This is a genomic window from Halomonas sp. A40-4 (assembly GCF_015767635.1).
Lineage (GTDB): Bacteria > Pseudomonadota > Gammaproteobacteria > Pseudomonadales > Halomonadaceae > Vreelandella > Vreelandella janggokensis.
In genome coordinates this window covers 3,079,816-3,094,334 of the sequence record NZ_CP065230.1, presented here as the reverse complement: position 1 = coordinate 3,094,334, position 14,519 = coordinate 3,079,816, and the positions used below count along the sequence as shown (strand labels likewise).

The window sequence follows — 14,519 nt, the reverse complement described above, 5'->3', positions numbered from 1 at the left end:
TCGTGTTAGATGTCTCACGCGCCCCAGCAGCACCGCGCCCGCAAACGTTTTGGTCAGAACTTTCTCCGTGACCTGGGGATCATTTCGCGCATCGTGCGTGCCATTGGCCCGCGCGAAGGTGATCGACTGATTGAAATTGGCCCGGGTCAGGGCGCGCTCACCGAGCCGCTGATAGAGGCCGCCGGTGCGCTGGAGGTTATCGAGCTCGACCGTGACCTGATTCCAGGCCTGCGCGTACAGTTTTTCAACTATCCAGATTTTGTCATCCATGAAGGCGACGCGCTGAAATTCGATTTTGCCGCCCTCAAAGGCGATGGCCCCGGGCTACGTGTGGTGGGCAACCTGCCCTACAACATCTCGACGCCGTTGATTGTGCATTTGCTGACCATGGGCAGTGCCATTGCCGATATGCATTTCATGCTGCAAAAAGAGGTGGTGGAGCGGCTGGCGGCTGAGCCTGGCGGCCCTGACTGGGGGCGCTTATCGGTCATGGCTCAGTATTACTGTCAGGTCGAGCAGCTTTTTATTGTCCCGCCTGAGGCCTTTGTGCCACGTCCAAGTGTCGACTCAGCTATAGTCCGCCTCACCCCCCACGCGACGCTGCCCCATACGGCTGATGACCCCGAGTTGCTGTTTGAGCTGGTCAAGCTTGCCTTCGGCCAGCGGCGCAAAACCCTGCGCAATAACCTGAAAGGAAGGGTGGGTGCCGATTTATTGGAATCGCTTGGCATCGACCCGGTGCGCCGCCCGCAAACGCTGACGGTGGCTGAATTCGTGACGATTGCCAACCGTGTGGCATCGAATGAAGGGGGTGTCACGCAATGAGCGGCTTGGCGATCGATGTCACGGTGACCCCCGAATACCGCGCTGAAGAGTCGAGCCAGGCAGAATCACGCTTCGTATTCAGTTATACCGTCAGCGTGCACAACGGCAGTCCACACAGTGTTCAACTGATGGCACGCTACTGGAAAATCACGCATGGCAGTGGCGAACACCAGGAAGTGCGCGGCAAGGGCGTGGTGGGGCAGCAACCGCTGATCGGCCCGGGCCAGCAGTTTCGTTATACAAGCCGTGCCATGTTGCAGACGCCCGTAGGGGTCATGGAAGGCGTCTACACCTTGCTGGATACCTCAACCCAGCGGGTCTTTGAAGTGTCGATTCCTACCTTTCGACTTGCGGTACCTTATCAACTGCACTAATGACTCATGACCTGAAAGGCCTTCAACAATGAGCACCTATGCGATTGGCGATCTGCACGGCTGTTATGGCGAATGGATGGCCTTGCTAGACACGCTCGGTTTCAACCCGGAGCAGGATACCCTTTGGCTGGTCGGCGACCTGGTCAACCGGGGGCCTGACTCTCTGGCCTGCCTGCGCGAAGCTGAAAGATTGGGCAGTCGCGTTCGCTGTGTACTGGGTAATCATGACTTTCACCTGCTGGTAGCCGCGCGCGGCGGCGGCAAGGTCAAGAAGAATGCCAGTCTGGAGGCCGTGTTGAATGCGCCTGACCGCGAGCGTTTGCTCGATTGGCTTCAGGGTCAGCCATTGGCGGTGAGTGAAGGGAGCCGGCTGATGACCCATGCAGGTCTGTTGCCCCAATGGGACCTTGCTCAGGTGACATCACTTTCTGATGAGGTGCAGGCGGCATTAGTCAGCGAGACCTCAGGGCGCTTTTTAAACCAGCTCTACGGTAACCACCCGGCTCGTTGGGACAACGCGCTTGACGGCATGAATCGTCTGCGTTGCATTGTCAATGTGCTCACCCGCATGCGCTTTATCAATGCAGAGGGATGCCTGGATTTCGAAGCCAACCAGGGGCTTGAAACGGCACCCGCAGGGTTTGCGCCGTGGTTCCAATTCCCCCGCGACGACGATCCTCAATTGCTGTTTGGTCACTGGGCGGCACTCGGTGGAGAAACGCCTGGTGCCCGTGTGCGAGTTGACGCCCTGGATACCGGCTGCGCCTGGGGCGGGAAGCTGACCGCTCTTGACCTGGAGACCGGCGCGCGTACCAGTGTGCCAAGCCATAAATTACAGGGCTCGCCGCGATGACGGGCGGCAGCGATCCGCGTATCGCCGGACTTGATGTTTACCGAGTGGGTGGGGCGGTGCGCGACAGGCTATTGGGCTGGCCGGTCTATGACAACGACTGGGTGGTCGTGGGCACTACGCCCGATGAGATGCTCAAGCGAGGGTTCAAGCCAGTGGGGCGCGACTTTCCGGTGTTTCTCCATCCTGAGAGCGCTGAAGAATACGCTCTGGCACGCACTGAGCGAAAAGCGGGGCACGGCTATGCAGGTTTTAAAGTGATCGCCAGCCCTGACGTCAGCCTTGAGGACGACTTGCTGCGTCGCGATCTGACCGTCAATGCGATCGCGGAAGCACCTGATGGTACGCTGATCGATCCTTTTGACGGCCAGCAGGACATTGAACAGCGACAGCTACGGCATGTCTCCCCAGCGTTTCGCGAAGATCCGCTGCGTGTGTTACGTACGGCGCGCTTTCTAGCACGCTATAGAACGCTGGGCTTTGCGATTGCGCCGGAGACGATGGCGTTGATGGGGGAGGTCAGCCGCAGCGGTGAGCTGGCCTATTTGGCCGCTGAGCGGGTATGGCGGGAAACCGAAAAAGCCTTGGCCGAAGCGCGGCCGGCGAGCTACTTCACCACACTTGACCAGTGTGGTGCGCTGACTACCTGGTGGCCTGAATTAACGCGGGGCAGCTTGGGTGATTGTCTCAACGCTATGTCGCTGGGGGTGAATGATGATGCGCTGGCCGGTGCCGAATGGCGCTATGCGTTGTTGGTTTCGCCGCTGGACGATGCCGCGCGCGAGTCGCTGGCCAGGCGTTTACGGTTGCCGAATGCGGTAGCGCAGCTAGCGCGGCATGCCGCCCTGAGTCGTCACCTGGTGGGAGGAACGCTGGATGCCGCAGCGGTGTCTCACTGGCTCGAGCGGCTCGATGCCTGGCGGAAGCCCTCTCAGGTATATACCCAGTTGACTCTGGTGGCGGCGTTGGCGCCGGAGCATGTTGACGCATTGAACGCCGCTTGGCAGGCCGCGCAACAGGTAAGTCCTCAGTCGTTGATGGCAGAAGGTCTCCAGGGAGCCGAACTGGGCGCTGCGCTAAAAGAGCGCCGTCACATGGCGATCGACAAGACGCTCAATTGACGTGTGGCCGGGCTTATCGGGCCAGCGCCTGACGGAGTGGTGTGTCGGCCTGGGAAATCCATGTGCCTTGCCATTCGAAATCAATTGCCCATAAGCGCTGAGCGCCCAGTTCAAAGGCTGCCCAGAGCGTTGCATAAGGGGTGCGACAGTGGGGATGGCAGTGTGTGGGCAGGAGTTCGGCCAAGGGCTGCAAGACAAAGGCATTGTAGTTGATTTCGGCGCGGGGAAGCGTGATCCCGTCAACGATGCCGCAGGCGTCACCCACCGTCAGCAGGTCGATATCTAGCGCGCGGGGGCTGTATTTTGCCGTGTCGGGCGTTCGGCCATGGTTGGCCTCTAGTTGTTTGGCCCAGGCCTGTAGCTCACCGGGTGTCCAGTCGCTATGAAACGCCACCACCAGGTTGAAAAAATTGCGCCGATCACTGAAGCCAACGGGTTCGCTCTCGAACACCCGGGATACCTCAAGCGAACCGAAGGTGTCGGCCAGCGCATCAAGGCATAAGCGAATGTGTCTGGCGGGCTCGATATTGCTGCCCAGGCTCACGGTCACTAAGCTCATTGGGTGGTTGCTCCGGTTTCGTCGGGGAGCGTGCCGCGGGTGATTTCCAGGCCGACACTGCGTGCATTGGGGATGGCGCCGGGTTTGTGGACGGTAAGTCGCAGCCAACTGATCGGGAAATCATTGCGCAGGCAGGCGGCCAGGCGCTCGGCGAAGGTTTCCACCAGAGCAAACTGATGAGTATCAGCAAACTGTTGAATACGCTGGCAAATGGCAGCGTAATCCAGCGTGAGCCGAAGGTCATCGGTGGCCGCCGCCGAGCGAATATCGGTCGCCAGCGTTAAATCCAGACGCAGTGACTGATGAATGGTGCGCTCCCATTCGTAGACGCCAATAATGGTATCTACCTCAAGCGCTTCGATGAAAATGCGGTCCATGAGCCTTCCCCAACACAACGAGCGAGCGATTGTACGTGAGCAGAGCGCTCAGCAACAGTAGCCAACGCGAGCACAATGGCATGATATGGATACTAGTGGGATATGCGAGCGGTAGCTGGCTGGCGGCACTTAGCGTCTGCCGCTGGGCAGGGGTGCCCGACCCCCGGCAGCACGGCTCGCACAACCCAGGCTTTTCCAACGTGCTGCGCCTGTACGGCGCCCGTCTGGCGGCAGCCACGCTGCTGCTCGATGCGCTGAAAGGCATGCCGGCGGTGCTCGCCGCCAAGCTGCTGGGCTTTCCCGTCTGGCTTCAGGGGATGGTGGGGTTGGCCGTCTTGCTGGGCCACAGCTACCCGTTATGGCATGGGTTTCGCGGTGGCAAGGCAGTCGCCAGTGCGTTCGGCGTGCTACTGGTATTGGTGCCCGCTGTGGCGCTAATCAGTGCCCTGGTCTGGGCCCTGCTTGCCTGGCGGCTGAAAACAGCCGCGCTGGCATCGCTTTGGAGCGCTATGCTGGCGCCGCTGGTATGCAGCTGGCTGGCACCATCTTATGTGCTGGTGGTTGGCGGGTTCAGCTTGCTGGTGCTGACCCGTCATGCGTTGAATATTCGTCGGCTGAAGCGCGGTGAGGAGCCGCCATTTGGAGGCTCCTGAGAGGCGGCGGCTAAGGCGTGGTCGGTGCCGCCAGGTCGGCGAGCGGCCAGCGCGGTGTGGCCTGCATGATGCCGCTTGCGTCCTGCTCGCCGGCGACGAGTCGCTGGGCACCCACATAGGCGATCATGGCACCGTTATCAGTACAAAAACGTCCGCGCGGATAGTAGGCCTTTGCCTGGCGTTTTTCACAGGCCTGGGCGAGCCGTTCGCGGAGACGATGATTGGCGCTTACACCGCCCGCCACGACCAGCCGCTTAAGGCCGGTTTGATCCAGCGCCCGACGGCACTTGATGACCAGGGTGTCGACAACTGCTTCTTCAAAGGCGCGGGCAACGTCAGCCCGGGCCTGGTCGTCCAGCTTGTCTGCCATTTCCAGCTGGCGAATAGCGGTGAGGGTGTGGGTCTTCAGCCCGGAAAAGCTGAAGTCCAGTCCCGGGCGGTCGGTCATTGGGCGGGGAAAGCGAAAACGCTCAGGGTTCCCTTGTTCGGCCAGCGCCGCCACGTGGGGGCCGCCCGGGTAGGCCAGCCCGAGCATTTTGGCGGCTTTGTCGAAGGCTTCGCCAGCGGCATCGTCCACCGACTCGCCGAGAAGCTGGTAGTGGCCTAGCCCCTGCACGTTTACCAGTTGGGTGTGGCCGCCGGACACCAGCAGCGCCACAAACGGGAAGTCGGGGGCGTCGTCCTCGAGCATGGGAGCCAGTAAGTGGCCTTCCATGTGATGCACGCCAAGCACGGGAATGCCCAGTCCGCGGGCCATGCCATGGGCGGTGCTGGCGCCCACCATTAACGCGCCGACCAGGCCAGGTCCAGCGGTATAGGCGATACCATCAAGGTCGTGGCGCTCGAGCCCGGCGTCGGCAAGAACTTGCTCAATAAGTGGTAGCAGTTTGCGGGTATGGTCGCGTGAGGCCAGTTCTGGCACAACGCCACCGTAATCGGTGTGCATGGCAATTTGGCTGTAAAGCGCATCGGCGAGCAGACCTTGGCCGCCGGTCAGCGACGAATCGTAAATGGCGACGCCGGTTTCATCGCAGGACGTTTCAATGCCCAGTACGCGCATAGGACAATAACTCTGTGAAAAAATAGGTGGCCTATTCTAGCATTCCTAATGGCGAGTGGGTGTTAGCATTTGCAAAGCGTGCCCAGCAGGATTAGAATATTGTGCGCTGTAAAACTGAGTCGTGCACTGTGCTCGCATACATGCGTAACGGTGTGCGTACTATCCGAACTCAAGACTCCTTAAGGTAGGTGAGTGCTTAATGCCTTCTGTAAAAGTACGTGATAACGAGCCGTTTGACGTCGCCCTGCGTCGCTTCAAGCGTTCTTGCGAAAAAGCCGGCGTTCTCTCTGAAGTACGTCGTCGCGAGCACTATGAGAAGCCGACTGCTGAGCGCAAGCGCAAAGCGGCTGCGGCCGTAAAACGTCACGCCAAGAAAGTTCAGCGTGAACAAAAGCGTTTCGAACGGCTCTATTGATCCGTACCGAAACACGCTATGTCACTCATGGTGTGTTTCTAGAGGGATGCCGAGCGGCCGCCATCTAGGTGGCCGCTTGTTTTGCGTTTATCCAAGCGTGTCTAAGGTGATCAGGCATCGTCCCTCATGACGATAGTGTCTGATGACATTAGGTTCGCGAATCAGCGCCCCGCGCGAGGATGCCTGCATCCATGGCTGGCCAAATTCCACAGCGTTTTATCGACGATCTTCTCGGCCGCGTTGATGTGGTGGAAGTGGTTGGTGAGCGTGTACAGCTAAAAAAAGCAGGTCGCAACTACTCGGGCCTATGTCCTTTCCATCAAGAAAAAACCCCTTCGTTTACGGTGAGCGCTGACAAGCAGTTCTATCACTGCTTTGGCTGTGGGGCGCACGGCAATGCGCTGCGTTTTTTGATGGAATACGACAAGTTGCCGTTTCCCGAGGCGGTTGAGCAGTTGGCCGGGCGCTTGGGGGTTGAAGTGCCCCGAGAAGGGGCTGACGATCCGCGCGCCCAGCAACGCGAAAAAAAGCGTAAAGAAGGCGTTAATCTGCTTGAGCTTGCCGCCAGCTTTTACCGCGAGCGGCTGAAAATGCAGGAAGGGCAGGATGCCAAGCAGTATTTGCACGAACGCGGTCTTTCCAGTGATGTCATCAGTGACTACGGCATTGGCTATGCACCAGGGGGCTGGGAAGCGCTCAAGCAACACCTGAGCGAGCGGGGTATCAGTGAGTCGGTGCAGATTGAATATGGTCTGTTGATTCACCGTGAAGACACAGGGCGCACTTACGACCGCTTTCGTGACCGGGTAATGTTCCCGATCCGTGATCTGCGCGGTCGTACAATCGCTTTCGGTGGTCGGGTAATGGGTGACGGTCAGCCCAAGTACCTTAACTCTCCGGAAACGCCCGTGTTTCATAAAGGGCGGGAGCTCTATGGCCTTTATGAAGCCCGCCAAGCCTCCAGCAGGCTTGAGCAACTGGTGATGGTCGAGGGCTATATGGACGTTGTCGCCCTGGCGCAATATGGCATTCATAATGCCGTGGCCACTCTTGGTACGGCCACCACGGAAGATCACTTGAGTCGCCTCTTCCGTCTCGTCGGGCGCGTGGTGTTTTGCTTTGACGGCGACCGGGCTGGCCGCGAGGCGGCAAGTCGGGCACTCGAAACCGCGCTGCCGATGATGATCGACGGCCGAGAGGCGCGGTTCTTGTTTCTGCCGGAAGGCGATGACCCGGATACGCTGGTGCGCCGCGAAGGAACCGAGGCTTTCCAGGACCGTGTCACCTGTGCGATGCCGCTGTCTGAGTTTCTCTTTGAGCAGGCAGCCCAGGACCGTGACCTTAATACCGTGGAAGGGCGCGAGCGGTTTGCCAGTCGGGTGCTTGAGGCATTGAAAAAAGTGCCGGATGGCATGCTCAAATCATTGATGCTCGAGGCGCTTGCCAAGCGTAGTGGTTTGACTCAGGAGCAGTTGAAAGAGTTGCTGGAAAAGCGTGTCGAGGCGGCAGCGCGCCAGCAACAGACTCGCGGGGAGGCAGTTGAATCCTCCAGTGCTGAGAGTTCCAGGCCGCAGAGCGCTCCAGCGCGTCCGACAGTTCGGGAGCAAGCGCTGTCGCCGGTTGGGCGTATTGTGCAGCTCCTGCTTCACGAGCCCGGCCTGGTGACGAGCCTGCCAGAGAATGATGCATGGTTGCCGGGTAGTGACGGGCCGGAAGGCAGTGATGTGCGTCTATGCCGAGAGTTGCTGGCGCTCTTGCGGGCTGGGCGTTATCGCAGTCCTCAGGTGGTTTTGGCGCATTTTCAAGGCAGTGTAGAGGGCTCGCGGCTGGCTGAATTCGCAAAGCGTGAACTGCTGATTCCCCGGTCGACGCGGGAAACAGAGCTAACGGGATTGGTGGAACATCTTAAACATTTGCAGCGCCAACAATCGCCGCGAGAGGAATATGAAGCATTGCTGGCGCAAGAGCGTCATGGACAAAAGCTCGATAAAACACAGCGCCAGCGTCTGGCAAGCTTGGTAATGGAGCTGTCTCAGCGACCACATTGACGCTACTTGCAAAGAGGCGGGTTGAATTATCACTGTACCGCCTCCAAATCAATTGCCACGGGTTAAAAAGTGGCTAACTAATCAACCTAACACACCTGAATGACAGCGCAAATACACAAACTGGAAAAACTCAAGCCAATCACGCTATAATGTTAGGCTTGTTAGGTTTTATGTCAGCGCTTCAGGTGCTTCATTCTTCTTCGTCGAGATAGGGTTTCTATGGCTGGAAATGCACAGCAGCAGTCGCGTCTGAAGGAGTTGATCGCGCGCGGCAAGGAACAGGGTTACCTGACCTATGCCGAGGTCAACGACCATCTACCCGAGGATATCGCCGACCCGGATCAAGTGGAAGACATCATTGGCATGATCAACGACATGGGTATTAGTGTCGTTGAAGAAGCGCCAGATGAAGACACTTTGATGATGTCGGATCACTCCACGGACGAGTCCGCTGCGGAAGAGGCCGTTGCGGCCCTTGCCGCCGTGGAAAGCGACGTCGGTCGCACCACCGACCCTGTCCGCATGTACATGCGTGAGATGGGCACGGTTGAACTCTTGACCCGTGAAGGCGAGATCGAAATCGCCAAGCGGATTGAAGAGGGGACACGCGAAGTCATGTCGGCGCTGGCCTATTTGCCTGGTGCCGTGGCCTCTATTCTGGACGCCTACGACGCGACCCAGGACGAAGAGGCTCCCGGTCGGTTATCCGACCTCTTCTCTGGGTTTATCGACCCGGATGAAGGTATCCCTGGCGTGGCGGAAGCAGAAGTGCCCGAGCCAGAGCCCGTGACAGAAGTTGATGAAGACGTCGAAGGCGACGACGAAGATGATGACTCCACCGCGAGCGAAGGCGGCCCGGATCCCGAAGAGGCGCGTGCGCGCTTCGAGCAGATTCGTGAGCAGAACGCAGCGGTAGAAGCGGCTTTTGCCCAATACGGTCGTGGTAGTGCCGAGCTGAAAACGGAGCAGGCGCGTCTGGCGGTGCTGTTCTCCCCGATCAAGCTGGTGCCCAAGCATTTCGAGCGGTTGGTGGGGCAGGTACGCATTAGCATTGAGCAGGTGCGTGCTCAGGAAAAAGCTATCATGCAGATGTGCGTGAAGAAAGCCAAGGTGCCGCGCAAAACCTTTATCAAGTCGTTTCCGGGGAGTGAGTCAAACCCGAAATGGCTGGATGCGTTTCAGTCCGAGCAGCCCAAGTACGCTGATCGTCTGGAGCCACTGCGCGCCGATATTGCCCGCTCTCAGCGCAAGATTGCCTTTGAAGAGGACATGGTGCAGCTGAAAGTGTCTGACCTGAAAGAGGTCAACCGCAAGCTGTCGATTGGTGAAGCGAAAGCCCGCCGTGCCAAGAAAGAGATGGTGGAAGCCAACTTGCGCTTGGTGATCTCGATTGCCAAGAAGTATACCAATCGCGGTTTGCAGTTCCTGGATCTGATTCAGGAAGGCAATATTGGCCTGATGAAAGCGGTCGACAAATTCGAATATCGCCGTGGCTACAAGTTTTCGACCTATGCCACCTGGTGGATTCGCCAAGCGATTACCCGGTCGATTGCCGATCAGGCTCGTACTATCCGTATTCCGGTGCACATGATCGAAACGATCAACAAGCTCAACCGCGTATCGCGTCAGATGCTGCAGGAAATGGGCCGCGAGCCGACCCCGGAAGAGCTGGGTGAGCGCTTGGAAATGCCGGAGGATAAAGTCCGCAAGGTGCTCAAGATTGCCAAAGAGCCCATCTCCATGGAGACGCCCATTGGCGATGACGACGACTCGCATCTGGGTGACTTTATCGAAGACGGCACCATGTTGCTGCCAATCGATTTGGCAACTGGCGAAGGTTTGGTCGAAGCCACGCGTAATGTGTTGGGCGGCTTGACGGCGCGTGAAGCCAAAGTGCTGCGCATGCGGTTTGGTATCGATATGAACACCGACCATACCCTTGAAGAGGTGGGCAAGCAGTTCGATGTGACCCGTGAGCGAATTCGCCAGATTGAAGCCAAGGCGCTTCGCAAGCTGCGTCACCCGAGTCGTTCTGAGCCACTGCGCTCGTTCCTCGACGAATAACAAGGCGTTTCATACCGCATCAAAAAGCCCGCCGTTCATCGAACGGCGGGCTTTTTTATGGTGATTTCGTATGGCGAGTGCGGTGGCTCTATAGCGACGACAACTTGCGCGCTTGATAAACGCGGCGAGCAAGCAATAACAACTCCAAAGTAGCGATAAGAATCAAGCTGTAACCGAGCAGCTCAACCACTTCTTCAGCGACGCTCTTGAAAGTTCCTGAGTAGCTATCTTCAAGAATCGCTTTCCAGAATTCCTGTCGCCCATATAACCGCGAGAAAATGTAGGTGGTAAGTACACCGGCCGTGAACAAGCCAAAGGCGAAGGTATTGCTGTAATGGGCGAATTCCTCGAGAAAACATTGACGCTGTTTAACCACCCAAGCGAGGGTCGGGAGGATGATCAGTGCAACAAGCACTTTCCAGGTATTGTCAGCAACATAAGTATCCAAAAAGTGATCTTGTTCGCGCACCAGAGAAGCGGCCACGAACCCAAGAAGCAGCAATGTAACGGTGGGCCACACCTTCAGTACCTGCCGAATGTAGATCAGCATCGCGCAGCATGTAGCCAACACCAATGTCTGCGTAAATTCGGTAAAACCAAGTTCTGAAAAGCGGATATCGGGAAGATACAGCGCTTCTAAGTAGGCACCTTGAGCGATAGCGCCAATAAATAATACGTACAGCACGGCACGTAGAAAGAGGGTTTGAAAGCCGATTGGCCAGGAAAAGGGAGGCGACATACCAACGTCCTTTGTGGGTAAGCAGTTATGCTAAGCAGAAAGAAAAAACATGCCTGGATGGACGTTCATTATATCGTCATCTTTCTGTGACCGCACGTCGAACTAGCATGCCGTTGTCGCGATTCGGATGTCGACCTTGCCTGGGTGAGGGGTTAACGCCATTGAGTGTCAGGTAGCACCTGATCAATATGCTCGACAAGATAATCCACCAGTTGGCGTATCTTGGGTGAAAGATGCCGATGGTGGGGGTAAACCGCCCATACCCCGGTATCATGGTGCTGAAAGGGTTCCAGCACGGCGACCAGCTCTCCACTGGCAAGATAAGGTGCGACGTAGTAGTCAGGTAGTTGCGCAAGGCCAAGGCCCTTCCGTGTGGCGTCGAGCAGGGCTGGTCCTGAGTTGGCCTGCCAGCAACCGTTGACCTTGACTTCACGTCGCTGGCCATTGACCTCAAACAGCCAGTTGGGTCGCGAGCCCACCAGGCAGCGGTGCTGGCTCAGCTCGCCCAGCGTATGCGGCCGGGTCGCCTGGCGAAAGTAGGCTTGCGAGCCGACAATATATTCGCGGCGTTTGCATAGGCGACGCGCAATCATGCTCGAATCCTTGAGCACCCCCATGCGAATCGCTATATCAAAGCCTTCGTCAATCAACTCGACCGGACGGTTGGTAAAGTGCATCTGCACGTCCAACTGCGGGTGCAGGCACTGGAAGTCGTTGACCAGCGGCGCGATATAGCGCTCTCCAAACGTCGTCGCTGAGGTGAGTTTCAACACGCCGTGAGGTTTGCCCTGTTGTTCGCTCAACACCTGTTCGGCATCACGCAATCCGTCGAACAGGTGCCGACAGTGTTCCACATAGATAGAGCCGGCATCGGTCAAGCGGATCTGGCGGGTAGTGCGGTACAGCAACTGAACGCCCAACTGATTTTCGAGCTGGCTGACCAGGCGGCTGGTGTGAGAGGTTGATACCTTGAGGTGGCGCGCTGCCGCCGAGAAGCTTTCCAGGCGGACTACCTCAATGAAAGCTTCAATTCGATCCCAGCGCTGCATAAGGAGCTTACCTGCTGTTAAATGGATTGTTGCACAGTGGCAATAATCTTATGAGTGTATCCCGGTTTATCCCTGCCGACTAGCTGACCTACACTGTGACTAGTTAGGGCATTGCGTACCAGCGTTGTAAAGTAAATGCGCAATCGCTGCGGGCAGGTTTATCGGCCGTGGCGGATTTTTTCGTAGGCTAAGGAGATGACGAGTGTCTCATCATGTATGGATTCCACGAGTAGGCAAGGCATCACTGTTGCTGGCCATGGGAACCTCGCTAAGCGCGGTGGCGGCCCCTGACCAACGGCCGGAGCAGGTATCAGGCTGGTTCAGGATGATGGTTGATGACCATGAAGTCACGGCGCTGTACGACGGCTATACGGCGATTGAAACACAACTGCTAAAAGGCATGGAGCAAGCGGAGATACGTGAGCACCTGAATGCGTTGTTCATCGACTCCGAAGATGGCGTTCAAACCGCTGTTAATGCTTTTCTGATCAATACTGGGGAGAACCTTGTTCTGGTGGATGCGGGTTCATCTGCGTGTTTTGGCCCGACACTTGGGCATGTTGAAGACAACATGCGTGCGTCCGGTTACCAGCCAGAAGATGTGGATACTATCCTGATGACCCATCTTCACCCCGACCATGTTTGCGGGTTGACCCGTGACGGCGAAGCTGTTTATCCCAACGCCGAGTTGCGGGCCAGCCAGCAGGACGCCGATTTCTGGTTGAGCGAGTCGCGTGCAGAAGCGGCCGATGAAGGCCAGCGTGCCTTTTTCGAGATGGCTCAGGACGCTGTTGCGCCTTATATAGAGGATGACCGGTTCACACCCTTTGAGCCGGGTGATGAGATGCTGATGGGGATCGTGGCCGAGGATACCCATGGGCATACCCCCGGTCACACCAGCTTTATGCTGAGTGGAGACGATGATGCCATGCTGGTGTGGGGCGATGTGGTGCATAGTTACGGCGTACAGTTTGATGATCCCACGGTCGCCATCGAATTTGACTCTGACCCCGAGCAGGCCATTAAAACCCGCCAAGCCGTGCTTGAAGAGGCGGTCGAAGGCAAGCACTGGGTGGCCGGGGCGCATATGCCGTTTCCTGGCATAGGCCATATTATTCAGGATGAAGAGGGTTATCAGTGGCTACCCATTGAGTATCAACCTGTCACGTCCGACGAAGAGTGAACCATGCGCCCGGACTGAGTGGCGTGAACAGATAGGCTGTAGAGGAGCAATAGTAATGAAGTCACGTGCGGCGGTAGCACTGGAAGCGGGCAAGCCTTTAGAGCTTGTCGAGATTGATGTAGAAGGGCCCAAAGCGGGTGAAGTGCTGGTCAAGATGGCGGCGACAAGCGTTTGCCACACGGATGCCTATACGCTTTCAGGCGCTGATCCAGAGGGGAATTTTCCTTCTGTGCTGGGCCACGAAGGTGCCGGTGTGGTGCAGGAGGTTGGCGAGGGTGTCACCAGTCTCAAGCCCGGTGATCACGTCATTCCGCTTTATACGGCCGAGTGTGGACAGTGCAAATTCTGTCTGTCGGGCAAGACGAACCTGTGCGGTAGCGTTCGTGCCACTCAGGGCAAGGGGGTCATGCCCGATGGCACCTCGCGCTTTTCCCTGGATGGCAAGATGCTTCACCATTACATGGGGACGTCCACGTTCAGCGAATATACCGTGCTGCCCGAAGTATCCCTGGCAGCGGTGTCCAAAGAGGCGCCGATGGATAAAATCTGCCTGTTGGGCTGTGGCGTGACCACCGGCATTGGGGCCGTCATGAACACGGCCAAAGTGGAACCTGGCGCGACGATTGCCGTATTTGGCCTGGGCGCGATCGGCCTGGCGGTCATTCAGGGCGCAGCCATGGCCAAGGCGTCGAAAATCATCGCTATCGATGTCAATCCGGACAAGTTCGAATTGGCCAAGCAGTTTGGTGCCACGGACTTCGTGAACCCGAAAGATTACAGCGACCCGATTCAGCAGGTCGTGGTGGACATGACCGATGGCGGGGTGGATTACTCCTTTGAGTGCATCGGCAACGTCAATGTCATGCGTTCCGCGCTGGAGTGCTGCCACAAAGGGTGGGGCGAATCGATCATCATTGGGGTCGCCGGTGCGGGTGAGGAAATCTCCACACGGCCTTTCCAACTGGTGACCGGTCGGGTCTGGAAAGGCTCCGCCTTTGGTGGTGTGAAAGGCCGTACCGAACTGCCGGGCTATGTAGAGCGTTATATGAACGGTGAGATCAATATCGACGACTTTATTACTCATGATATGCCGTTTGAGAAGATCAATGAGGCCTTCGATTTACTGCACGCAGGCCAGAGTATTCGTACCGTCCTGCATTACTGAGTATGATAGTGCCTACAACAAGGGGCGCGGCGGGGAG

Annotated in this window: 15 protein-coding genes; 10 read left to right on the top strand and 5 right to left on the bottom strand. The window is 57.5% G+C overall.

Going from position 1 to position 14,519, the window contains the following annotated elements:
* Window positions 1–9: 9 nt before the first annotated feature.
* The 4 genes from rsmA to IT895_RS14465 are packed head-to-tail and all read left to right on the top strand — an operon-like array spanning window position 10 to window position 3,170.
* Window positions 10–825 carry a 16S rRNA (adenine(1518)-N(6)/adenine(1519)-N(6))-dimethyltransferase RsmA gene (rsmA, locus tag IT895_RS14480; protein WP_199283895.1) on the top strand — a complete coding sequence of 272 codons (816 nt, stop codon included), beginning with the start codon at window positions 10–12 and terminating at the stop codon, window positions 823–825.
* A complete protein-coding gene (gene apaG / locus IT895_RS14475; protein ID WP_085917227.1) occupies window positions 822–1,199 on the top strand; it encodes a Co2+/Mg2+ efflux protein ApaG in 378 nt (125 codons plus the stop codon). Before rsmA ends, apaG begins: the two co-directional genes overlap by 4 nt.
* Window positions 1,200–1,227: 28 nt before the next feature.
* Entirely contained in the window at window positions 1,228–2,052 is an 825-nt protein-coding gene (locus tag IT895_RS14470; RefSeq protein ID WP_199283894.1) for a symmetrical bis(5'-nucleosyl)-tetraphosphatase, read from the top strand.
* The gene (locus IT895_RS14465; RefSeq protein ID WP_199283893.1) at window positions 2,049–3,170 is read left to right on the top strand and encodes a polynucleotide adenylyltransferase; all 1,122 of its coding nucleotides are present in this window, start codon (window positions 2,049–2,051) and stop codon (window positions 3,168–3,170) included. The genes IT895_RS14470 and IT895_RS14465 overlap by 4 nt, the downstream gene beginning before the upstream one ends.
* 13 nt (window positions 3,171–3,183) lie before the next feature.
* On the opposite strand, the gene folK is transcribed toward IT895_RS14465, so the two are convergent.
* Window positions 3,184–3,729: a 2-amino-4-hydroxy-6-hydroxymethyldihydropteridine diphosphokinase gene (gene folK / locus IT895_RS14460; RefSeq protein WP_085917230.1), complete on the bottom strand. Its 546-nt coding sequence runs from the start codon at window positions 3,727–3,729 to the stop codon at window positions 3,184–3,186.
* Complete coding sequence (gene folB, locus IT895_RS14455; protein WP_199283892.1) at window positions 3,726–4,106, bottom strand: dihydroneopterin aldolase; 381 nt, start codon at window positions 4,104–4,106, stop codon at window positions 3,726–3,728. The genes folK and folB overlap by 4 nt, the downstream gene beginning before the upstream one ends.
* An 80-nt stretch (window positions 4,107–4,186) precedes the next feature.
* Between folB and plsY the strand changes: the two genes are divergently transcribed.
* A complete protein-coding gene (gene plsY, locus IT895_RS14450) occupies window positions 4,187–4,759 on the top strand; it encodes a glycerol-3-phosphate 1-O-acyltransferase PlsY (protein WP_085917289.1) in 573 nt (190 codons plus the stop codon).
* 10 nt (window positions 4,760–4,769) lie between these two features.
* Here the strand turns inward: plsY and tsaD are convergent, their stop codons facing one another.
* Window positions 4,770–5,819 (bottom strand): tRNA (adenosine(37)-N6)-threonylcarbamoyltransferase complex transferase subunit TsaD, encoded by a 1,050-nt coding sequence (gene tsaD / locus IT895_RS14445; protein ID WP_199283891.1) that lies wholly within the window; start codon window positions 5,817–5,819, stop codon window positions 4,770–4,772.
* Between the two features lie 199 nt (window positions 5,820–6,018).
* On the opposite strand from tsaD, the gene rpsU reads away from it, so the two are divergent.
* The 3 genes from rpsU to rpoD all read left to right on the top strand — a co-directional run bounded on the left by rpsU (window position 6,019) and on the right by rpoD (window position 10,346).
* Window positions 6,019–6,234 carry a 30S ribosomal protein S21 gene (gene rpsU / locus IT895_RS14440; protein ID WP_008956349.1) on the top strand — a complete coding sequence of 72 codons (216 nt, stop codon included), beginning with the start codon at window positions 6,019–6,021 and terminating at the stop codon, window positions 6,232–6,234.
* Window positions 6,235–6,425: 191 nt separating this feature from the next.
* The gene (gene dnaG, locus IT895_RS14435) at window positions 6,426–8,282 is read left to right on the top strand and encodes a DNA primase (protein WP_199283890.1); all 1,857 of its coding nucleotides are present in this window, start codon (window positions 6,426–6,428) and stop codon (window positions 8,280–8,282) included.
* A gap of 219 nt (window positions 8,283–8,501) precedes the next feature.
* Window positions 8,502–10,346 carry an RNA polymerase sigma factor RpoD gene (rpoD, locus tag IT895_RS14430; RefSeq protein WP_085917234.1) on the top strand — a complete coding sequence of 615 codons (1,845 nt, stop codon included), beginning with the start codon at window positions 8,502–8,504 and terminating at the stop codon, window positions 10,344–10,346.
* A gap of 88 nt (window positions 10,347–10,434) precedes the next feature.
* On the opposite strand, the gene IT895_RS14425 is transcribed toward rpoD, so the two are convergent.
* Window positions 10,435–11,085 carry a hypothetical protein gene (locus IT895_RS14425; protein WP_199283889.1) on the bottom strand — a complete coding sequence of 217 codons (651 nt, stop codon included), beginning with the start codon at window positions 11,083–11,085 and terminating at the stop codon, window positions 10,435–10,437.
* 152 nt (window positions 11,086–11,237) lie between these two features.
* Window positions 11,238–12,134, bottom strand: coding sequence for a LysR family transcriptional regulator (locus tag IT895_RS14420; protein ID WP_199283888.1), 897 nt, complete (start codon window positions 12,132–12,134; stop codon window positions 11,238–11,240).
* 202 nt (window positions 12,135–12,336) lie between these two features.
* Between IT895_RS14420 and IT895_RS14415 the strand changes: the two genes are divergently transcribed.
* Together IT895_RS14415 and IT895_RS14410 are read left to right on the top strand one after the other, a co-directional pair.
* A complete protein-coding gene (locus IT895_RS14415; RefSeq protein ID WP_233337266.1) occupies window positions 12,337–13,317 on the top strand; it encodes an MBL fold metallo-hydrolase in 981 nt (326 codons plus the stop codon).
* Between the two features lie 55 nt (window positions 13,318–13,372).
* On the top strand, window positions 13,373–14,482 hold the full coding sequence (locus tag IT895_RS14410) for an S-(hydroxymethyl)glutathione dehydrogenase/class III alcohol dehydrogenase (RefSeq protein ID WP_085917237.1): 1,110 nt from the start codon (window positions 13,373–13,375) through the stop codon (window positions 14,480–14,482).
* Window positions 14,483–14,519 lie beyond the last annotated feature (37 nt).